The following is a 20,912-nucleotide window of genomic DNA, read 5'->3' on the forward strand; positions in this document are numbered from 1 at the left end:
TTGTGTCCGCTCCAGCCGAAGGCGCGTCCTTTGGACATCTATCTGCCGATCGCCGAGGTTTCGGTGAACTGGCCGACCCTGGTGATCCTGGGGGCGGTGGTTGGATTCGTGTCCGGCCTGTTCGGCATCGGCGGCGGCTTCCTGATGGCCCCGATCCTGGTCTTCCTGGGCATTCCCCCGACCGTCGCCGTCGCCAGCCAGGCCAGCCATGTCGTGGCCTCCTCGACGTCGGGCGTCATCCGCTACGCCGGGGCGGGTTCGGTCGATTTCAAGATGGGGTCAGTGATGGCGGCTGGCGGCGCGGCCGGCGCCCTGGCGGGGGTCGAGCTATTTCGCTACCTGCGTCTGCTGGGCCAGGCCGATCTGGTCGTGGCCCTGTCCTATCTCGTCTTCCTGGGCGCCATCGGCATTCTGATGCTGAACGAGAGCCTGACCGAGATCCTGCGCCGCCGCCGGGGGCTGCCCGCGCCGCACAAGCAGCGTCGGCGGCCGATGTGGCTGTATGGTCTGCCGCTGAAGATGAAGTTCCCCAAGTCGGGCCTCTATATCAGCGCCTTGCCGCCGTTCGGCCTGGGCGTCTTCGCCGGCGTCCTGTCGGCCATCATGGGGGTGGGCGGCGGCTTCATCCTGGTGCCGGCCATGCTCTACATCCTGCGCATGCGCGCGGGCGCGGTGGTGGGCACCAGCCTGTTCCAGATCATCATCACCACCGCCATCACCACCATACTCCAGGCCGGGCGTAACCAGACGGTCGACATCGTCCTGTCCACCATCCTGCTGCTCGGCGGCGTCGTCGGCGCCCAGATCGGCGCGCGCTTCGCCGGGCGGTTCCGCGCCGAGGAGCTGCGGGCGGCGCTAGGCCTGATCGTGCTGCTGGTTGGGATCCAGATGGGGCTGGATCTGTTCGTGCGGCCCAACGACATCTTCATGATCGCGCCGGGGATCGCCGACTGATGCAGGCGCTTCCTCCCCCTCCGCCCCCCGTCGCGGCCCCGCCGCTCGATCGGTCCGAAGCGACGACCGGCGACCTGCGCGTCGCCGCCGCCCTGACCGACGCCCAGGTCCGGGTCGACAGCAGTTTCCGCGGCGCGTCCATCGTCCTGTATGGCGCGGTTTTCAATCCGACGCCTGAACCGGCGGATGTGGTGGTCGTGGTGCGGGGGCCGGACGCGCCGATCCGCCTGGTCAAGAAGACGCGCACGTCGGGTGTCTGGCTGAACAGCCGGCCCGTGCTGTTCGAGGGCGCGCCCGGCTTCTACATGACCGCCTCGACGCGCCCGCTCAGCGACATCGCGGACTTCGGCCAGCTGCGCCGCCTGGGCGTCGGCGTCGATCACCTGCGCATCGATGCGCCCGAGGAAAGCCGCACCGTCACCCGCTATGGCGTGCGCGATGTGGTCGTCAGCCGTCTGGGCGACGACTACCTGGACTGGCGCCGCGCAGTGATCCGGCTGAAGGAGGCGGCCGCCCTCTACGATACCGATTCCGAGGGCGTCGAGTTCGTCGACCGGGGCCTGTTCCGCGCCGAGGTCAAACTGCCGACCGTGGCGCCCACCGGCAAATACTACGCCGAGGTCTGGCTGTTTCAGGACGGCGAGCCGCAGTCGGTGTCGAACCTGACGCTGACGGTCGAGAAGGTCGGGCTGGAGCGCGACATCTATGAGTTCGCCCACCGTCGGCCGTGGCTGTACGGCGTGCTGTGCGTCGTGCTGGCCGCCCTGACCGGCTATGGCGCCTCGCGCATCTTCAGCCGGCGGAGCTGAAGCCCAGCTCGGTGCGCAGGGCGTCGGCCGTCAATCCGCCGGCCCTCAGCTCGGCGAGGGTGATCGAGCGATCGCGCTTGGCGTAGCGCCGCCCGTCCGCCCCTGTTAGCAAGGCATGGTGACGATAGGTCGGCGCCGGCCACCCTATCAGGGTCTGGATCAGCCGCTGCACGTGCGTGGCTTCGAACAGGTCCTGGCCCCGGATCACATGGGTGATCCCCTGCAAGGCGTCGTCATGGGTCACGGCCAGATGATAGGCGACGCCCGTATCCTTGCGCGCCAGGACCACATCGCCTGCCGCCTCGGGATCGACGGCGATGACGCCGGTTTCGTCGTTCGGACCCTCGCCCTCTTCGACGAAACTCAGGTCGTTCCAGGTCGCCTCGCCCAAGGCCTCCCGCGCCCGATCCAGCGACAGCCGCCAGGCGAACGGCGCGCCCGAGGCCAGCAGTCGCGCCTCCTCGTCTGCTGCGTGCGGACCGGGCCTCGCCGCCTCCATCGCCCCATGCGGCGCCTCACTGATTGCGCTCAGGATCTCTTTGCGTGTGCGGAAACACCGATAGAGCAGGCCGCGCGCACTCAGGTTTTCGATCGCGGCGGCGTAGTCGCTCAGATGATCAGACTGGCGACGGACCGGCGCTTCCCAATCCAGACCTAGCCAGGCCAGGTCCTCCAGAATGCCCGCCTCATATTCCGGCCGGCATCGCGTCGGATCGATATCCTCGATGCGCAGCACGAAGCGCCCGCCCGCCGCCTTCGCCGCCGCCCAGGCGGTCAGCGCCGAAAAGGCATGGCCCTTGTGCAGGCGGCCGGTAGGCGATGGGGCGAAGCGGGTCGTGAACATCCCGACGCTCCTTAGCGGTTTGCGGCCCTCAACGGCGCCCCCGCTCTTTCCGACAGGCGCGACGGGCCGTAAGCATGGCGAATGCCGTTCGCACCCACGCCTGATGACATCGCCGCCGCGCGTCGCGCGCTGGTCGCCGCCGATCCGGCGCTCGTGCGCGTGGACGCCCAGACGCCGCCGCTGGAATGGCGGTTGAGAGTGGGCGGGTTCGAAGGTTTGTTCCGCATGATCGTGGAGCAGCAGGTTTCGGTGGCCTCGGCCGCTTCGGTCTGGGCGCGGCTGCGCGAAGGCATGGGCGGCATCACGCCCGAGCTATTGCTGGCGCACGATCTGGATCAACTGCGCGGCATGGGCCTGTCGCGACAGAAGGCGACCTATGGTCAGGGGATCGCGCGGGCGCAGATCGCGGGCGAGATCGATCTGGAGCATCTGGCCAACCTGGATGACGAGGCGGCGATCGCGTCACTGACAGCGCTGAAGGGCGTGGGCCTGTGGACGGCCGAAGCCTATCTGATGATGTGCGAGGGGCGGCTGGATGTCTTTCCCGGCGGCGACGTGGCCTTGCAGGAGGCGATCCGTTGGGCGGACGGCGCAGAGGTACGGCCCGATCAAAAGGGCGCCTATGCCCGCGCTGAGATTTGGCGGCCCTATCGTGCGGTCGCCACGCACCTGCTGTGGGCATGGTACACGGGCGTGAAGCGTGGCGAGATCGCGCTGGATGCGCCGGCATGACCCCGCTCGATCCCGCTCTGACCGAACCGCTGCGCAATCCGCAGACCGTGCTGACCGCGCTGGATTTCGCCGGCGTGGCGGTCTTCGCCGCCACCGGCGCCCTGGCCGCCGCGCGCGAGAAGCACGATGTCGTCACCTTCGCCTTCTTCGGCGCCATCACCGGCGTGGGCGGCGGGACGCTGCGTGACCTGCTGCTGGGCCTGCCGGTCTTCTGGGTGCAGGACTGGCGCTATCTGGCGGTCTGTCTGTTCGCATCGACGGCCTTATGGCTGGTGGGGCAGCGCGACTGGCGGTTCCGCGCCTTGCTGTGGCTGGATGCCGTGGGTCTCGCGGCCTATGGTGTGATGGGGGCGGCCAAGGCCGAGGCGGCCGGGGCGCCGGCCCTGATCTGCGTCGTCATGGGCACGCTGACGGCCTGTTTCGGCGGGGTGGTGCGCGACACTCTGGCGGGTCAGCCGTCGATCCTGCTTCGGCGAGAGATCAACGTCACGGCCGCGATCCTGGCGGCGACGGTCTATATGGTGCTGAGGGCGCCGGGCGTCGGCGTCTGGCCCGCCGCCATCGTCGCGGCGCTGTCGGGTTTCCTGCTGCGCGCGGCCGCCTTGCGCTGGGGCTGGACCCTGCCGGGGTTCCCGACCCATGCGCGCCGGGTCTGAGGCAGGACGTCACGAAAACGCTGCACACTGGTCATGGCGATGAGCGGGAATCAGGGGTAGGCTGATCTCACAAGACTAGGGAAGGAGACGTGTCCTCACCTCTGTCGCCTCAAAATCCCCCCGTCCGCGCGGGAGGGCCTGATGCAGGTTCTCCATCGACCGCCCTCAGGTTTTCCCGCGTTGGTGTTGAACGCCGACTTCCGGCCGCTGTCCTACTATCCGCTGTCGCTGTGGCCGTGGGAGGAGGCGGTCAAGGCGGTCTATCAGGACCGCGTGGACGTGGTGTCCCTGTATGACAAGGTCGTCCGCTCGCCGTCGATGGAGATGCAGCTTCCCAGCGTGATTGCGCTGCGCAGCTATGTAGATCAGGACCGCAGCCCCGCCTTCACCCGCTTCAACGTCTTTCTGCGCGACGGCTTCGCTTGTCAGTACTGCGGTCAGTCGGCTGAACTGACCTTCGACCACGTCATTCCCCGCTCGCAGGGCGGACGCACGACCTGGGACAATATCGTCGCGGCCTGCAGCCCCTGCAATCTGGCCAAGGGCGGGCGAACGCCGCGCCAGGCGATGATGCCGGTCCGTCGCGAACCCTATCGCCCCAACGCCTGGCAGCTTCAGGACGCCGGCCGACGCTTCCCGCCGCACTATCTGCACCAGAGCTGGCTGGACTATCTCTATTGGGACATCGAGCTCGAACCCTAGGGTTTCCCGATGTTTCCCGTTGATGCCCAAGTGCCTGTTTTGATGGCGTAAACTGGGCAAAGGGCGATTGCCCGGGATGACCGCTTTATCCTCCGATTTGCTCCCAAGTGGTGACCATGTGGTCACCAAAATGGGCGTTCAAAACCCGCTGTGGCGGGACGGAGGCGAAATGTCTGGTGACCATACGGTGACCACGAAATTGACCAAACGGGCCGTAGATGCCCTGGTGGTGGGCCCAGAGCGGTATTTGGCGTGGGATATCGAGTTGAAAGGGTTTGGCGTTCGGGTCACCCCGGAAGGCCGAAAAACCTACATCGTGAGATACCGCACGATCGGCGGCGCGAGGCGGATGCTGACGCTGGCGACCCACGGCGTTCTGACGACGGAGGAGGCCCGCGAGGAGGCGCGCAAAGCGCTCGCGCGGGTCGCAATGGGCGGCGACCCGCAAGGGGTGAAAGCCGAGCGGCGCGCGGAGATGACGGTCCGGGAGCTGTGCGACCTCTACATGGCCGAGGGTACGGCGACCAAGAAGGCGACGACGCTCCATATCGACCGCATACGGATCAAGCGGCATATCAACCCCCGGATCGGAAACATGAAGGTCACCGATGTCGCGCGGAGCGATATCCAGAGGCTGATGATCGACGTGGGCAACGGCAATATTCGCAAGGACGCGACGCCGCACACGCGAGGCGGCAAGGGCGCTGCTGCGCGAACGGTCGGTCTCCTCGGCGGCATCTTTAACTTCGCAGTCGATTACGGCTTCATCGCGCAGAGCCCCGTTCGAGGCGTGAAACGCTATCGGGACAATCGGAGAGATCGTTTCCTGTCTCCCGCAGAGCTCGGCCGACTTGGGGATGTCCTCTCCGACCTCGAAAAGGACGGCGGCGACCCTCGACATATCACCATCCTGCGGCTGCTGGCGTTGACGGGCGCGCGCAAGAGCGAGATCGCGCGTCTGAGGTGGTCCGAGCTGGATCTCGATCGCGGCCTGCTGCGGCTGCGGGACTCCAAGACCGGGCCGAAGATCATTCCGCTCGGCGTGGCTGCCCTGGAGCTGGTCGCGGCGCTCAAGTCGAATGGAAGCGTATATTTGTTTCCCGACCGGCGGAGACCTGACCAGCCGGTCGCCAATCTGGATTGGGCCTGGGTCTGCATCCGCAAGAAGGCGGGGCTCGATGATGTCCGCATCCATGACCTGCGCCACAGCTTTGCGAGCGCAGGTTTGGCGTCCGGCGAGGGGCTCCCTCTGATTGGCAAGCTGCTCGGGCACGCCCATGTCGCGACTACCAGCCGGTACGCCGACTTGGCCGACGATCCGATCCGCGCCGCCGCCGACCGGATCAGCCGCAACGTCGCAGAAACGCTTCTACGTCGATCCGCTGAGGGCGGAAATGATCATGTGTAGTGTGTCGCGCTACAAAACGCTTGCTGTCTGTAGCGTTTCCCGCTACGTGTCGGGCGACGTCAATGGATGTGGAGGATGATCCAGTCGTTCAAGGATCGCCAGACCGAGGCGGTGTTTCTGGGCGCGAGCCCCAAAGGCTTTCCGGCCGACCTTCTGAGGCGCGCGCGGCGAAAGCTCCAGGTGCTGGACGCCGCCACGGATGTAAGCGACCTGAGAGATCCGCCGGGAAACCGGCTTCACCGACTGATCGATAATCGCGACGGGCAGTGGTCCATCAGCGTGAACGACCAGTTTCGGATCTGCTTCTCTTGGGGAGCGTCCGGTCCCGAGGATGTTGAGTTCGTCGACTACCATTGAGGCCATCCCGGAGGTCACAGACCTTCTCTTCATCCGACGGCGGAAGCCTGGAGACCGTCATGACCGTTCGTGACTATACGACCTTCGCTGCGCCTCTAGCCCACCCGGGCGAAATCCTGAGGGAAGACTACCTGCCGGCCTTCAAGCTTTCGGCCGGCGGGTTGGCGCGCGCCATGGGCTTGAAGGATCGCAGTCGGATCGAACAGCTTGTCCGCGAGCAGCGCGCCATCACCTCTGACACAGCCCTGCGGCTCGCGAGGGTGTTTGGGACGTCACCGGAGTTCTGGATGAACCTCCAGGCTCAACATGACCTGTCGCGGGATGCGATCGCCAATCGCCAAGCCTTGGCGGAGATAGAGCCTTTGCGCCCCGTGGCCTGACAGTGGAGGCTTGCGTGCCTGGGTCCCTCAGCGCGGCCGGATCAAAACGTTCGATCCTCTGGAGGGACGCGCACCGGGTCCGTCACTGAGGCCTCCCGATCGCTTATCCGACCCGTGCGCCTTTGCCGGAGCATCTCGTGATAGCAATCCGCGAGATCGAGAAGCTGGAGGTCTGACAACCGACCACCGGCGGCGATGAACCGCGCCTTCATGGTCTCAAATTCAGCGTCGGTGAGGGTGGGGGCGGACACAGGGAAACGACCTCTTGGAGCTTCGCCTATAAGGCGGATAGCCAGGGGAGGCTGAGCCTCCCCTGGCCTATTCAGAAGCGCCAGCCGATGCCGGCGTTGGCGCCGACATGGTTCTGGGTGTCGAAGGTCGCGCCGGCCCGGAAGACCATGGAGCCGTCGCCCAGGGCGCGGGAGTAGCCCATCGCCATGGCCGATTGGCCCTCGTAGGTGCCGTAACCCACCGCGAACATCGACTTGCCGCGCTCGGCGATCTGCGGCATCCCGGCCGCCGCCAGGGCGCCTGCCGTGCCGGCGAAGGCCAGCTTGCGCACTTCCTGGACGTTGTAGTTGACCGCCGCCAGCCGCATGTCGGTGTAGGTGTTCGACTGCTGAATCGCTTCGTTCATGCTCTCGCGCAGTTGGAGGACGTTGACGGCGTCGGTGTCTGCGACGCCGGCGGCGACATTGCTGACAGTGACCGCCGGTCCGTTGCTGCGGCCCAGGACGACGCGGGTCTGGCCCTGATCGGCGTACTGAAGCGAGTTCTGACCCAGGGCCAGGGCGCTGTCGGCCGTGGTCTGGGCGGTGGCGACCGCCTGGTTGGTCTGGAACAGCTGCGAGCCATTGACCGCCTCAGTAGAGGTGGCCGTGACCGCACCCGCCGCGACATTGTTCAGCGTCACCGGGGAGGACGCGTCGCCGCCCTGGAATGTGATGCTGTTGGTGCGACCGCCGTTTGCGTCGGTGTCGTATTGGACCGCATTGGTCGCGGCGAAAGCCAGTTCGTAGATCTGGCCGCCGTTGACGGCGTCGGTCGAGCCGGCGGCGATACGGCCGTTGGCGACATTGTGCAGACCCACCGCGCCGCCGCTGGCGCCGACCAGGGTGAGGTCGTCTGAGCGCACGCCGCCGTTCGGGGTCTCGGGGTCATCGCCGTCGCTGTATTGCACGGGGCCGAGGCTGCCGTTGGCGATGTCGTTGGTCAGATTGGTGATCGCCGTCGTGTTCTGGGCGACCTGGGTGTTGGTGGCGAACAGTTGCGACCCGTTGACGGCGTCGGACGAGTTGGCGTTGACTTGGCCCGCCGCGACATTGGTGATCGTGGTGCCGTTGGCGCCGGCCAGGGAAAGGGTGTCGCGGGTCGTCGTGTCGTACGAGACGGCGGTCCCGGCGATGGCCTCGACCCGATCGGACACGCCTTGGAGTTGGGCGACGTTGACCGCGTCGGTCGCCGCCGTGCCCGCTGCAACATGGGTGAGCTGGCGTTCGGCGCCGGCAGAGCCGAACGAGACCGAGCCGGCCGACGATAGAAGGCCCGTGACGCCCAGCGCCGCATAGTCGGTCTGGGCGGCGCGATCGGCGACACTGCCGGCGCCCAGGGCGACGCTGTTGTCGGCGACGGCTTGGGACTCGGGGCCGACGGCGACGGCGTCCTGACCTTGCGCCGTCGCAGGGGCCAGGTTGGAGTTGACGGCCAGGTAGACGCTTGGGCCGCTGCCGAGAGGCGTCGCGGAAAGGGCGTTCAGGAAGGCCTGGATGCTGGCGTATTCAACGCCCTGGTAGGTGATGGCGACATCCAGGGTGTTGGTCACAGGGTTGAAGGCGGTGCCGCCGCCGAACCCGGCCGCCGCACTCTGTCCGAAGGCGAAGATCTGGCCGCCGTTGACGGCGTCGCTCGACCCAGAAGCGATCAGGCCGGCGGCGACATTGTGCAGGCCCACCGGACCGGCCAGCGCGCCCACAAGGGTCACGTCATTGCTGGGGCCCCCCCCGTTCGGCGTCGTCGGATCGGCGGCGTTCGAATATTGCACCACGCCGACCGCGCCATTGTTCAGATTGTTCGTGATGGTGGTGATGGCGGTGGTGTTGGTGACGATGTCGGCGGTGTTCTCCCCGACCTGGGTGTTGGTCGCGAACAGTTGGGCGCCGTTGACCGCCTCGGCGGAGGCTGCGCTGAGCTCGCCCGCAGCGACATTGCTGATGGTGGTGCCGGCGGGGCCGGCAAGAGTCAGGGTGTCGAAGCTTGGATCGTCATAGGCGACCGCCAGCGCAGAGACGGCGGCGATGTCCGCGATCGCATCCGTATTCAATCCGACCTGGGTGTTGGTGGCGAACAGCTGAGCACCGTTGACCGCCTCGGTCGATGTCGAGGTCAGGGCGCCGGCGGCGACGTTACCGATGACGGTGCCGTCAACCCCCGCCAGGGTGACGCGTCCGGCTAGAAGATCGTCGTACATGACGGCCGTGTCGGACAGGGCGCCGAGGTCAGTGCTGAGGTTGGTGATGGCGGTCGTGTTGACGCCGACCTGGGTGTTGGTGGCGAACAGCTGAGCGCCGTTGACGGCCTCGGATGAGGTCGAGGTCAGGGCGCCGGCGGCGACATTGCCGATCACCGTGCCATCGACGCCCGCCAGGGTGACGCGGCCGGCCAGCAGATCGTCGTACATGACGGCCGTGTCGGACAGCGCGCCCAGGTCGGTGCTGAGGCTGGTGATGGCGGTCGTGTTGATTCCGACCTGGGTGTTGGTGGCGAACAACTGGCCGCCGTTGACCGCCTCCGTCGAGGTCGCGGTCAGGGCGCCGGCCGCAACATTGCCGATGACCGTGCCGTCTACGCCCGCCAGGGTGACGCGACCCGCCAGAAGGTCGTCATACTGGACAGCCGTTTGCGCGAGGGTCTCCAGATCTGTGCCAAGCTCGTCGATCGCGTTCACGCTGGCCGTCACCTGCGTATTGGTGGCGAACAACTGCGAGCCATTGACGGCTTCTGTCGATGCGGCGCTCAGGTCGCCTGCAGCGACATTGCTGATGATGGTCCCGCCGATACCGGCGAGCGTCAGGCTGGCACGTGTGGAATCATTATAGGCGACGGCGACGTCCGCCAGAGCCTGAAGGTCGTTTGACACGCCCTGCAACTGGCCCACGTTGACAGCGTCTGTGACGGCCGATCCGGCGGCCACATTGGTCAGCTGACGTTCCGCGCCGACGGCGCCGATGGAGACTTCGCCCGATGAGGTTTGCGGCGTGTCCAGACCCAGCGCCGCATAGGCGGCGAGCGATCCACGCGTCGCCGTGCTGGACGCGCCCAGGGCCACGCTATTGTCGGCGCTGGCCGAAGCCGCAGGGCCGACGGCTGTCGAATTCAAGCCCCCGGCCAGGGCGCCGCCCAGAGCGGAATTGACGGCCAGGAAGGGGCTGCCGCCGGCCGACGTCGTGAAGACCGCGTCAAGGGCCTCCTGGACGCTGCCGTAGATCACGCCGTCGTAGGTCAGACCGATGTCGAGAGTGCTCGAGGCGGGATCGAAGACGGTGCTGCCGCCGATCTCGGCCGCCAGGCTGGAACCCAGACCGAACAGTTGAGCGCCGTTGACGGCGTCGGTGGACCCGGAGGTCAAAAGACCGGCGCTCAAATTGGTGATGCGCGTGCCAGTCGCGCCGCCGAGGGTCAGGCTCGCGGCAGTGCTGTCGTCATAGGTGACGGCCAGGGCGGCAAGCGCCTCGATGCCCGTGGCGACACCCCGAAGCTGCCGCAAATTGACGGCGTCAGTGTCTTCCGAGCCGGCCGCAACATTGGTCAACTGGCGTTCCGCGCCGACGGCGCCGAAGGACACCTCGCCGACCGAGTTTTGGGGATCAACGACTCCCAAGGGGGAGTAGCCCGTCTGGGCGCCGCGAAGCGCGGTGCTGCTCGATCCGAGGGCGAGACTGTTGGCGACAGCCACGGAGGCGTCCGCGCCGAAGGCTATCGAGCCGGCGGCCCCGCCCAGCACCTCGGCGTCCGGGCCAAGCGCGATGGCGTCGGCGGAGGTGGCTGCCGTCACGGCGCCATTGCCGAAGGCTATGGAGTTGACCTCGCCCGCCACCGCAATCGCCCCTCCGGAACCAAGCCCAGTGATCTGATTGCCGCCGATGGCGATGCCCGCTTCTTCCGCCAGGGTGAAGCCGTCCGCCTGATTGATGCAGGCGTCGTCGGGGTCGACGAGGCCGCCGTTCACATCGAGAACCTGAAGGTTGATGTTCTGACCGCTTGCGGCGTCGTTCAGCAGATCGTCCGCGCCAACATCAACATCGGGGACCAGGATACCGAGCAGGCCGTCGAGAATATCTTCGAGCGGCGTCACGACGCCGGTGATGACGGGACCCATGATGTCTGTGACCACAGAACGCGGCAGAGAGACGCCGGAGCAGACGCTCACCAGGCTTGTCTGGGCCCGCGCGCGTTCCGGCGCGACGAGCAATCCAAAGGGCGCCAGCGCGCCGATCATATAGACTGCCGCGACCAACAGCCGTGTCGCGCGCGTCGCGCCATCCTTGGCAGCGGCAGATCCGCTCTTCCAACCCTTTGCCGACATTGCACTTCTCCCAGCACGGGAGACTTCCGCTCCCAGACGGAAAGGCTAATGCGACCGAAGACACAATCGTGACGCGATTGCGACTTCTTGGATTTCGCGCAGGGGACGTACTTTTGTCGCCTAGTAACGGCTTGCGGGTAGGGCTTGCCGGGGGGTGAGAAGGTCCCCCGCCTGGCTGACCGACCTCATGCCGAGTTTGTCCAGCGCCTTGCCGCGGTGGTAGTCGACGGTCCGGGGGCTGATGCCGAGCACACGCCCGATCGTCTTGGACGTACCGCCCGCGACCGCGTGTTCCAGAATCTCACGTTCACGCTGTGACAACCGGGCCAAGGCCTGCCTGGTAGGTCTACCAGGTAGTGATAGGTCGATGTTATCGTTGGAGATTCCACAGTGCGCGCGAATGGCGGCGATGTGGGTCTCGTCGGTGTCTCCATAGGACAGAAGATCGACGACCCCCGAGTTGTGCAGAGCGATGACCTCGCGCGGCGTCGCCAATGGGTCTCCCAGTATGACCAGAGGAACGTCAGGCAGCTCGCGTCCGACGACCTCTGTCGCCTTGAGGATGTCCACGACTGTCGAGTCGGAGCAGTAGACGATCGTTTGAACGCCCGTGCGTGTCCGGAGCGTTTGGTCCAGGGCGCCGGTCACATCCACCCGGACTTCATCGCTCTCCAGTGCGCGGCGCACCTGGCAACCCCGGCGCGCAGGGTCGATGAGAAGGACGGTCTTGCCGCGCTGGGTGCGAATTCGGGATTCGCCAACGAATCGGCTGATCGTCCCATCCGCCTCAGTCAACGGAAAGGCGGTGTCCTCGACTGAAAGCAAACTCCCGCTGCGGTCGCGGACTCGATAGGCGGCCTCGATGGACCTGCCCGTCATCAACGTCTCGATCGCCGAACGGAATGCAGGGCGGTCCTCCTCAAGCACCGCAGCGAGTTGGTCGCTCCAGGCGATGACCGACGGGCGATCCCCCGGCCAGGCCGTCTGGGTGTCGATGTTGAGAAAGCGACGGGTCCAGTCGGCGACATCGACTGTCCAGAGCAGCCGGCGCTCGGGCGCGGCGGTCTCTGCGTCCAGGACTTCCAAAGCCGCCGAATGCCATTCGAACAACTCTCCATGCTCGTCGAACTGGGGCAGGGCGCGAATGGTGAACCAGCGATAGACGCCGCCCGCGCTGCGGAGCCGATGTCGGCTTTCGAAGGGTTTGGCCAGGGTGACGGCGCGGCCCCAATCGGCGATGATGCGGTCCCGCTCGGCCGGATGAAGCCAGCCCATCCAGCCGTCCGTCCGCGCTTGCGGCAGGCTGACGCCGAAATAGGTCTGACACCGGTCGTTCATCCATCGGATGACCCCGCGGGTGTCCAGGCGCCATAGGAAGAGGGGGGCCAGGGTCGCCAGCGAGTCCAGGGTCGATTCCGCCGTTACAAGACGCGCGCGCAGACCCTTCTCCTCGGTGACGTCGCGGAGCACGCACAATACGGCGTGGACCTTGCCCTCGCGGGCGATAGGCGTGACGGCCGCTGTGACCCAAGTCTCCCGCGCGCCCTCCGATCGATCGACATGCAGACGAATGTCGTCAGCGGTTCCCCCGTCCCCTGCCCAAGCCGCCGCGACGGTCGCCGCAAGTTGGGACGACAGGGAGGGCGCCATGTCCCCGAACACGCCTCCCTGCGAAGCCGACAGCGGCAGAAGCGCGCGACAGGCGTCGTTGAAATAGATTGACGCCTGGCTTCCGACGATGATGAGGGTCGGAAACGCCTGCCGCAGCATCGACTCGACGGAGTGGATCATCCAGTCGCGATCGACGACGCCTGTGCCGTCCGCGACTTGATCTGATCGGCCTAGCCCTTCAGCCATCGCATTGATCATGAGTCAGTCCTCCAGATCTGGAACTATGTTCACTGAGTCACAACTCAAGGTAAATAGTTGGAGCGGCGCGACTTTACAGCAAAGCCTGTTTTCGCTGGCGCGGACGCTTAGGTGTTTGCGCGCAGAGTGTGCGAGTCCGCACATTTGTATTAGGCCTGACCTCTCCGAGATGTGACGGCAGAGCGACGCCCGCACTGTCTTCGCGGGAGTGGCGACCGTTGCAAGCCAACCCGCAAAGGGGGCGACAGCTGATTGGCGCCGTCTTCAGTGTGACTGGAATCTCGTCACGCAAAACACGATGTCCGCGACGATCTGCCGCGCTCGGTCGTCGTCTTTCCGGCCTGCGCAGTCTGATCGGGCAATGGTGAAGCTGTCGGTTAGTATCCATGACAAGGAGCCACGAGCAATCAGGGGCGCAGCGACAGGGTGGCAGGGCAAGATAAAATCCAGCCTGCGATCCTTGAACGTCGCCGGCCGGGTACATCGGTGAAGGCGAAGGGTTTGGAGGGCGCAGGAGCCTTCCATGAGCGAACCGAGAGAACCTGACGACTACGGCTTCAAGCCGCCGATGACGGCGCGACGGGAGACGCCGCCGACCTGGACCGTCGGGCGTCTGGTCAGCCGGGCGACGCCGTCGATGCCGCCGCGCGCGAGAGCGCGGCATTTCTCGTCGAAGGGTTCGGTCCAGCGCGTCCGTCCGATCCGTTCAGCGGCGGGCGGGATGCGCCGGGTGATGGTCAAGGTTCGGGTCGTGCCGATGACTCCGGGCGCGAAGAAGGCGCTGATGACCCATGTCCGCTATGTGGCCCGCGAGGGGGCGGGGGCCGGTGGCGAACAGGGCCAGTTCTTCGATGCGCGCGAGGACGCGGTGGAGGCCTCCGGGTTCGCGCGGCGCTGCGACGGGGACCGCCACCACTTCCGGATCATCGTCAATCCGGAGGACGGGCGAGATCTGCCCGATCTGAAGGCCTTCACGCGCCGGTTCATGGATCAAGTCTCGACCGACATGGGGACGCCGCTCGAATGGGTGGCGGGAGAGCACTACGACACCGGCCGACCCCATCTGCATATCCTGCTGCGGGGCAAGCGCGACGACGGCCGGGATCTGGTCCTTCCCCGTGAGTACGTCAGCCACGGGCTACGTCAGCGGTCCCAGGAACTGGCGACCGAGATCCTCGGCCCGAGGCAGGAACGGGCTTCGTCGGAGCGGGACGTCATGGCGGATCGGTTCACCCGTTTGGACCAGACCCTGATCGGCGAGGTCCGGGACGGACGGCTGACGCTGGACAGTCTGCCGGAGGCGCAGCGGACCGACGCACTGCGACGGCTGGTCCATCTGGAAACGCGGGGCTGGGTCGCGCGCGAGGGGCCTGAGATGTGGAACGTCCCCGCCGATCTCCGCGAGACCCTGCAGCGGGTCGGGGAGCGCGAAGCGAGAGAGGCGGCGGCCGCCAAGGCGATCTGGGGCGGCCGGTGGGGCGGGCAGATGGAGCGGCTTCAGCCGCTGGAGATCAAGGCGGGCGAGAGCGTCGTCGGCGCCTATGCCGGGGTGCAGCCTATCGGTCCTTACGGGAACGGACCACAAGCCCTGGTGATGGAGACGATGGACGGGCGACTGGTCATGTGCGGCTGCCGTCGCTGGACAGCGCCCTGATCCTGGACCGCGTGCCCGAGCGGGCGATCGTCGAGGTGCGAGGATCAGCGCGGCCGGAGCGGGTGTCGGACCGAACGATCTGTGAGATCGCGGGCGAGCGACGGCCAGTTCGCCATACCGGAGGACTATCTGGCGAAAGCCTCGGCGGCGGACCAGGCGCGTCATGGGGCGGTGGATCTAGAGGTGCGGGTGCTGGACGTTCGGCCGCTGGAGCTACAGCCGCAGGCCAGAGGTGTGACCTGGCTCGACAAGGTCGCCAGCGGGCTGGCGAAGGGGCCGGTATCGGGAGCGCTGGCCGACGAGGCGAAGGCGCTCGGACTTCAGCGGGCTGAGGTTCTGAAAAGCTGGGGCATCGGCTCTGGCGCGCCGATGGGGCTCGGCGAGAGGGAAAGGCGACAGCTCTGGGAAATGGAGCTGGAAGGCCAGATGGAGCGGCTTGGTCAGACCGGCAAGCCGATGGTCAGGGCTCAGGAGGGGAAGAGGTTCTCCGGCGTTTATCTGGACCGGGCGCATATGGGTGGGCGGACCTATGCGGTGATCGAGAGCAAGACCGCCGTGACCCTGGCGCCGTGGCGGCCGGCGCTGGAGGCCTGTCGCGGGCAGGCGCTAACCGGGGTGCTTCAGGGCGGTCAGGTGGACTTCCGCTTTGGCCAGTCGCGTGGGCGCGGATTGGGGCTGGAACTCTAGAGCGGCGGCGACTGATCGACATCTTGCGCCCAGCCGCCTTGCCGGCGCGGCTGGCTCGACGAGGAGCGAAGGCCGGTCAGCTGGCTCCGGGCCCATTCGTGCAGCTTGCTGCGCGGGTAATAGGGGGTGCGGCCGAGATGGGTGCAGGGCGGGCCGTCGGAGCGGGTGCAGAAGATCTTGGCCAGCGTCGAGGGGGCGCGGCGGATGCCGAGGGTCGCCAGCTCGCGCGAAGCCTCTTTGCGATTCAGCAGAACGTCTTCGGTCTCTTCGGGGAAATGACGGGTCATTGAGGGTGCTCCATGGTGAAGACCCTAAGCGACGCACTTATCCCCAGGTCGTCAATCCCGCCGAAACTGCCGGTCACGGAAGGGTTGTTTCAGGGCTGTTCAGGGCTTTTCATTTTCACATTTCGTCAAGCGAATGTGATCGGCGGCTGCCGCAAACACCCACAGATCAGGCGGTTTGAGTCCTCACCCTCAGCTCCGAGATGCGGGCCTGGCAGAGGGCGGCGACGAGATCGCGCAGATGGCGGGCGCGGGTCATGAGCCAGTCCAGATCTTCAGCGGAGGCATCGTACTGATCGCTGTATCGGGCTTCGACATAGGCGCGCTTCAGCAGTTCGAACCGGCGGCGGTCGAAGCGGTGTTCGCGGGGCCAGGCCTCGACTAGGCCGGTGTTCACGTCCTCGGCGAGGGAGCGGAGGAATTTGATGTTGTGAGAGCGCGGGAAATAGAAGGTGTGGACCAGAAGGAAGCAGGCGTAGGCCGCTTCCACGGCTTGGTGGAGCCTGAAGGCGGCGTGCTTCCGGCTGGTACGGGTCGATGGGGCTGTCGCAAGATGCTGCGCAGCTTCGGCCAGCCAGACTTCGATGTCTGCGCTCTTCTCAGCGAGGTGGCCAAGCGCCGCCGCATATGCGGCGTCGGCCGTCATCGGATGGGGCGTGGCGAACGGATGACCGGGGATTTCGTAGAGGGCGATGCCGTCGCGGACGATGTCGGTCCAGAAGTACTCGCCGCGTCGCAGGGCGTCGTTGACCTCCTGGAGGTCGTGGACGATCAGATTGACCGTACGGCCAATGGCGGGATCGCGAAGGATTTGATCCTCGGAGTTCCACCAGTAGTCGGCGATGTTGGTCAGCTTCTCGTGGTTGACCACGATGAGCAGGTCGAAGTCCGAGAGGTAGCCGTTCTCCGGTTCATCGACCCAGTCCGTCCGCGCGTACGATCCGAACAGGATGATCTTGTAGATCTGGCCGCCACGCCGCCAGGTCTGGGTGCCGCCGCCTCCGCCGTTCTTGGCCGCATCGAAACCGGCGAGCAGGATGTCGCGAACCCGTTCGAGTTCGCGCTGTTGGCGTTCGGGGAGAGCTCTCCACGACGGCGCGGTTGAAGTCCGCGAACCCGATGTCGTCGCCAGCATCAACGTCTACGCTCAGAGCATCGATGATCCCATCGACATCCTCGCGCCAATAGAACCGACCAACTTGGGAAAATGGGCCGGCGAAGCGCGCCGCTTCGAACAAGCCAGCAAGCGCGTCTGCCTCAGTGGCGCTCGTTGCGCAGTAGGCGGCCAAGGCATTGTCGCTCAGGAGCGGCCCAGGGAATTTCAGGATGGAATTTGCCAGCACATGCCTCAGTAGATAGGCCATGAGCTTCTGCATCGGCTTGAGGTCATCGCCTGCCTCGGCGTTCATTGTCCGCAGGCGCTCGACTAAGCCTGCATTTGCAGCCCCGAGACGCGACATGTAGAGCGCGAACTGGCTTTCAAGATGCGGCCACCCCACCAGGGCGGAGAGAACGCCAGCCAGGCTTCTCTTGTCCTTCAGCAGATCGGGTTGTGCCTCCAATCCGGCTGCGAGATCGCGGAAACCGGCATAGATCGCCGCGATGAAGGCTGCTCCATCCTCGTCGGTCGGGGGAACCTTCAGTTCGAACAGGTTGGGCTCTTTAGGCAGCGAGTCCCGATGCCCACGAGAGAAGTCGCCAACGGGTACGGCGGCCATCTGGCTCCAGGCCACTATGCTGACGCCGAAAAGCCCGCGCAGCCCCTTCGACGTCAGATCGTAATCCGTGACGACGAGGACGGTATTGTCATCAATCTTCTGTTTGAACGAGGCTTCAGGATCGTCGTCAGCCGTCGCCGGCATCCATTGAGCGATTTCGACGGGCTCGTTGCCGAGCCTTTCGCGCAGTTTGGCCGCCAGGCTTTCGAGCAGTTGCTCGTTGTCGTCGATCAAAAGAATGGAACGCGCTGCTATCATGTTTGGGAACGCTCTAGGTTGAGAGGCAGACGAACCCGGATGCAGGTCGCGAAATTAGGGGGCGGGGTCGTCAGTTCCGCTTTGCCGCCGAACGCTTCTGCGCCGCGCCGGACCAGCGCCAGGCCGAGCCCCATGCCGGACCCCAAGGGGTCGTTCCGCGAAGCGGTTGTTGTGAACAGGGGGTCGAAAACCTTGCTTTGCAACGGGCCCGGAATTCCCACGCCTGTGTCCGAAACCTCGAGGTAATGCCACCGACCCTCGTTCCAACTACGGAACGCGATGACGCCCCGTTCCACGCTTGTCTTGCCGGTCACCGCCTTCAGCGCATTGGTGTAAAGATTGAGCGCGATACCGTCATAAAGCGATGCAGGCACGAGCGGAGCGAGAAGGTCTGCCTCCGCGCTGATCTCGACATCGATGTTTCGTTCTTCCGCGTATCGTCCGAAAACCCGCTTGACTCTCTGCAGACGCGGCCTGACCGGATAGGCAGCCGTGGGCAGAACCTTGGTACCCTGGATATAGCCCGACGAGTACTTCACGAACTCGTTCAGGCTGGCGATGTGCGTTGCGAAGCTCGCAACCACAGGATCGAAACGGGGGTTATCCTTGGCCAGTTCGACCAGTTCCTGATGCGTCGTCTCCAGCTCCTGGATTGCGACGCCAAACTCATGAGTCATAAAGCCGGCGACGACGCCAAGCAGGCTCATTACCTCACCGTACTGGTGGCGCTGCGCGATCAACTGAAAGCGCGACTAGAAGCGTTCAGGGACGCGGTGAACGCTGACCAAAACTACGTCACCCACAAGACGTTGGTCGGCTTCGAGCCCGTTTCGCGAGGTGAATGGGATCGGACGGAGTGGGACCTGGAGGCCATGCGCGAGGAGCGAACGGCCGCGTTGGAAGCGTTGGTGCAATGGGCGACCGACGAGAATTTCGACGCATTACTCTCGATCATTTTAGACGCCGCCTCAGTCCAGTCGAATGATGGTGCCACCTTCATTTCATTCGATGAGTTTCTGAGGCGTTTCGCCGAAGCGCGTCCGGCCTTGGGGTTCCAACTCCTCACTGAGCACCACGTCGAGCTTGCGCCATTTCTCGTCCCGCTGCTGGCTGGATTGGCCCTAGGTCCAGAGGCGGCTGCGACCTTGGCGCTTTGCACGCAATGGATTGCCGAAGGCCGCCATCTCACCACCATCCTTCGGTTCAGCGCCTTCAAGATGCCGCCGAACCTTTTCCTTTTCGACGCAGCCGCATCGACTGTGTTGTCCCGCGAGGACCCGAACGAGATTCTCGCGCTGGTGGAGCACGCTTCTCGCCTTGTCGACACCCACCCGCAGGTAATCACCACTGCGCTTCTGCCGAGCGTTCGCGCACTTGCGGCCCTGGGCAATCACCGCTGGATAGATCGGCTGTGGTTCGTTTGGAAAGAGGAATACGTCGCTCAGTTCTCCGAGACTCAGATTGACGAGGTGCTCCATCTCGCCGAGGAAATCCCGACCGTTGGCACCCATGCAGAATGGTGGCTCGGCGCCATCGCGACAGTCTGGCCGGAGAAGATTGTCCGTTGGTTCGAAACCCGGATCGTGCGGCAGCGGCAGCGCGACTGGGGCGAGCGCTTCGAAGCAGTGCCTTTCCGGCTCTCTCGTCTCAAACCGCCTCTCCAGACCCAAGGCACCGCCGTCCTCAAGATGGTCCGAAGGGCGTTCGACGCTGCGGACATGTCGTTCCAATACACGGGCGGCAAGCTCTTGGCAGAAGTCCTGCCCGACCTCGGGTCCGTCCAGGCAGAGCTCAAGGCGTTGGCCTGTCGCAACGATGATGATCGGCTCTTTCTCACGAGGATCATGGCAGCCTACGACGGTTCACCCGCCATTGACGGCGTGTGCCGGGACTTGGTGGCAGCAACCGAGCCCGGATCCAAAACATGGACGGCGGTGGAACTTGCGATCGACGCCACGGGCGTGGTTTCGGGTGAGTTTGGCATGGCCGATGCCAGCCAAGCGCGAAAGACGGCAATGGAGGCGTGGCTTAAAGATAAGCGCGAGCCCGTCCAGCAATTTGCCAAACGTCATATCCTTAGCCTCGATCGTCAGATCGCGAGCGAGCGGCGGCGGACCATCGAGGAGGTTGCTCTACGAAAGCGCGAGTACGGTGAGGCCTAATCGACCTCAGGGACTTTCCACTACTATTCTTGCCCACTCGGCGACAAGCGTGGCTTCCGGACAGGCGTGGACGAACGTCGGCGAGAGCGTAGTAGACTTCCGGTTTTCGGCGCGAAGCGGATGTCCGTTGTTGGCGCATCTGCGACCTTCGCAGGCGACCGTCGAACCCGTTTCTGGTAAGCTCCTGGACAGGTTGGAAATCGCTCGTGATTTCCGCCTCTGTGGTGACCATATGGTGACCACGGGGTTCTTTCGCTCCATGTCGGATCGGAATTCATCAATGCGCTCAGGAGTTTATCGCGACGGATAAGGCGTTCTCAGCTTCCTTTATTGGGACATCGAGCTGGAGCCCTAGACGCGCGCACTGGCGACGCCCGGGCGGCTGGTTTCCACGCGGCGGCGGCGCAGTCGGCGATCCAGATGATCGATCTCGGCCAGGGTCATGTCCGGATGGTGGCGGAAGGCCTGGCGCAACTGTTCGATCCGTCCGGGCGCCCAGGCGGCGGCGACGCCGGCCGCGCCCGCCAGGAAATCGACGACGGAGACGCTGCGGCCGGTCAGGGCCTGAAGCAGTTCGGCACCGAAGGCGGCGGCGATGACATAGAGGGCCAGGTCGTCGCGGCGCTGGTTCGGCGCGATCAGGAACAGGCCGCTGGCCACGCCATAGAAGGCGATCACGTGGGCGGCCTTGTCGTTCAGGCCGAAGACCTGTTCCAGACCCTGGAATGGTCCCAGCATCAGGACGGCCATGCCCAGCGCCGCCAGGGCGAAGCCGAGGCGAGCGGCCATGACGATGCGGCGGGGCGTGAGCATGAGGCGGGTGTCCGTGACCTTGATCCGCCGTCATCCTGCATCG

Annotated in this window: 18 protein-coding genes; 11 read left to right on the forward strand and 7 right to left on the reverse strand. The window is 65.5% G+C overall.

Annotation, left to right across the window (positions count from 1 at the left end; genetic code table 11):
* Window positions 1-30 precede the first annotated feature (30 nt).
* Window positions 31-954, forward strand: a complete 924-nt coding sequence (locus HNP47_RS14385) for a sulfite exporter TauE/SafE family protein (protein ID WP_017506607.1) — start codon at window positions 31-33, stop codon at window positions 952-954.
* On the forward strand, window positions 954-1,763 hold the full coding sequence (locus HNP47_RS14390) for a TIGR02186 family protein (RefSeq protein ID WP_091750657.1): 810 nt from the start codon (window positions 954-956) through the stop codon (window positions 1,761-1,763). Before HNP47_RS14385 ends, HNP47_RS14390 begins: the two co-directional genes overlap by 1 nt.
* On the opposite strand, the gene gluQRS is transcribed toward HNP47_RS14390, so the two are convergent.
* A complete protein-coding gene (gene gluQRS, locus HNP47_RS14395; RefSeq protein ID WP_184280085.1) occupies window positions 1,747-2,607 on the reverse strand; it encodes a tRNA glutamyl-Q(34) synthetase GluQRS in 861 nt (286 codons plus the stop codon). The two genes, HNP47_RS14390 and gluQRS, sit on opposite strands and share 17 nt — an antisense overlap.
* A gap of 81 nt (window positions 2,608-2,688) precedes the next feature.
* Between gluQRS and HNP47_RS14400 the strand changes: the two genes are divergently transcribed.
* The 6 genes from HNP47_RS14400 (at window position 2,689) to HNP47_RS14425 (ending at window position 6,842) form a co-directional block, all read left to right on the forward strand.
* Window positions 2,689-3,339: a DNA-3-methyladenine glycosylase gene (locus HNP47_RS14400; protein WP_184280086.1), complete on the forward strand. Its 651-nt coding sequence runs from the start codon at window positions 2,689-2,691 to the stop codon at window positions 3,337-3,339.
* On the forward strand, window positions 3,336-3,995 hold the full coding sequence (locus HNP47_RS14405) for a trimeric intracellular cation channel family protein (protein ID WP_184280087.1): 660 nt from the start codon (window positions 3,336-3,338) through the stop codon (window positions 3,993-3,995). The genes HNP47_RS14400 and HNP47_RS14405 overlap by 4 nt, the downstream gene beginning before the upstream one ends.
* A gap of 141 nt (window positions 3,996-4,136) precedes the next feature.
* Window positions 4,137-4,697, forward strand: a complete 561-nt coding sequence (locus HNP47_RS14410) for an HNH endonuclease (protein WP_184280088.1) — start codon at window positions 4,137-4,139, stop codon at window positions 4,695-4,697.
* 169 nt (window positions 4,698-4,866) lie between these two features.
* A complete protein-coding gene (locus HNP47_RS14415) occupies window positions 4,867-6,105 on the forward strand; it encodes a site-specific integrase (RefSeq protein WP_184280089.1) in 1,239 nt (412 codons plus the stop codon).
* Between the two features lie 75 nt (window positions 6,106-6,180).
* On the forward strand, window positions 6,181-6,462 hold the full coding sequence (locus tag HNP47_RS14420; RefSeq protein WP_184280090.1) for a type II toxin-antitoxin system RelE/ParE family toxin: 282 nt from the start codon (window positions 6,181-6,183) through the stop codon (window positions 6,460-6,462).
* A gap of 59 nt (window positions 6,463-6,521) precedes the next feature.
* Window positions 6,522-6,842 carry a HigA family addiction module antitoxin gene (locus HNP47_RS14425; protein WP_184280091.1) on the forward strand — a complete coding sequence of 107 codons (321 nt, stop codon included), beginning with the start codon at window positions 6,522-6,524 and terminating at the stop codon, window positions 6,840-6,842.
* A gap of 322 nt (window positions 6,843-7,164) precedes the next feature.
* On the opposite strand, the gene HNP47_RS14430 is transcribed toward HNP47_RS14425, so the two are convergent.
* Window positions 7,165-11,424 carry a YadA-like family protein gene (locus tag HNP47_RS14430; protein ID WP_184280092.1) on the reverse strand — a complete coding sequence of 1,420 codons (4,260 nt, stop codon included), beginning with the start codon at window positions 11,422-11,424 and terminating at the stop codon, window positions 7,165-7,167.
* Between the two features lie 120 nt (window positions 11,425-11,544).
* A complete protein-coding gene (locus tag HNP47_RS14435) occupies window positions 11,545-13,293 on the reverse strand; it encodes a PAS domain-containing protein (RefSeq protein WP_184280093.1) in 1,749 nt (582 codons plus the stop codon).
* A gap of 523 nt (window positions 13,294-13,816) precedes the next feature.
* On the opposite strand from HNP47_RS14435, the gene HNP47_RS14440 reads away from it, so the two are divergent.
* Together HNP47_RS14440 and HNP47_RS14445 are read left to right on the forward strand one after the other, a co-directional pair.
* A complete protein-coding gene (locus HNP47_RS14440) occupies window positions 13,817-14,947 on the forward strand; it encodes a relaxase/mobilization nuclease domain-containing protein (RefSeq protein ID WP_184280094.1) in 1,131 nt (376 codons plus the stop codon).
* Window positions 14,948-15,028: 81 nt separating this feature from the next.
* Window positions 15,029-15,634, forward strand: a complete 606-nt coding sequence (locus tag HNP47_RS14445) for a DUF3363 domain-containing protein (RefSeq protein WP_184280095.1) — start codon at window positions 15,029-15,031, stop codon at window positions 15,632-15,634.
* Here the strand turns inward: HNP47_RS14445 and HNP47_RS14450 are convergent.
* From HNP47_RS14450 to HNP47_RS14460, 3 genes are all read right to left on the reverse strand, one after another.
* Window positions 15,631-15,921 carry a hypothetical protein gene (locus HNP47_RS14450; RefSeq protein ID WP_184280096.1) on the reverse strand — a complete coding sequence of 97 codons (291 nt, stop codon included), beginning with the start codon at window positions 15,919-15,921 and terminating at the stop codon, window positions 15,631-15,633. The genes HNP47_RS14445 and HNP47_RS14450 overlap by 4 nt on opposite strands.
* A gap of 166 nt (window positions 15,922-16,087) precedes the next feature.
* Window positions 16,088-17,053 carry a HEPN domain-containing protein gene (locus HNP47_RS14455; protein ID WP_184280097.1) on the reverse strand — a complete coding sequence of 322 codons (966 nt, stop codon included), beginning with the start codon at window positions 17,051-17,053 and terminating at the stop codon, window positions 16,088-16,090.
* A gap of 837 nt (window positions 17,054-17,890) precedes the next feature.
* Entirely contained in the window at window positions 17,891-18,601 is a 711-nt protein-coding gene (locus HNP47_RS14460) for an ATP-binding protein (protein ID WP_184280098.1), read from the reverse strand.
* On the opposite strand from HNP47_RS14460, the gene HNP47_RS14465 reads away from it, so the two are divergent.
* Window positions 18,563-20,056 carry a hypothetical protein gene (locus HNP47_RS14465; RefSeq protein ID WP_184280099.1) on the forward strand — a complete coding sequence of 498 codons (1,494 nt, stop codon included), beginning with the start codon at window positions 18,563-18,565 and terminating at the stop codon, window positions 20,054-20,056. The genes HNP47_RS14460 and HNP47_RS14465 overlap by 39 nt on opposite strands.
* Before the next feature lie 351 nt (window positions 20,057-20,407).
* Here the strand turns inward: HNP47_RS14465 and HNP47_RS14470 are convergent, their stop codons facing one another.
* Window positions 20,408-20,869, reverse strand: coding sequence for a hypothetical protein (locus HNP47_RS14470; protein WP_184280100.1), 462 nt, complete (start codon window positions 20,867-20,869; stop codon window positions 20,408-20,410).
* Between the last annotated feature and the right edge of the window lie 43 nt (window positions 20,870-20,912).

Origin of the sequence: Brevundimonas vesicularis (genome assembly GCF_014204545.1) — a bacterium.
Classification (GTDB): Bacteria; Pseudomonadota; Alphaproteobacteria; order Caulobacterales; family Caulobacteraceae; genus Brevundimonas; species Brevundimonas vesicularis_B.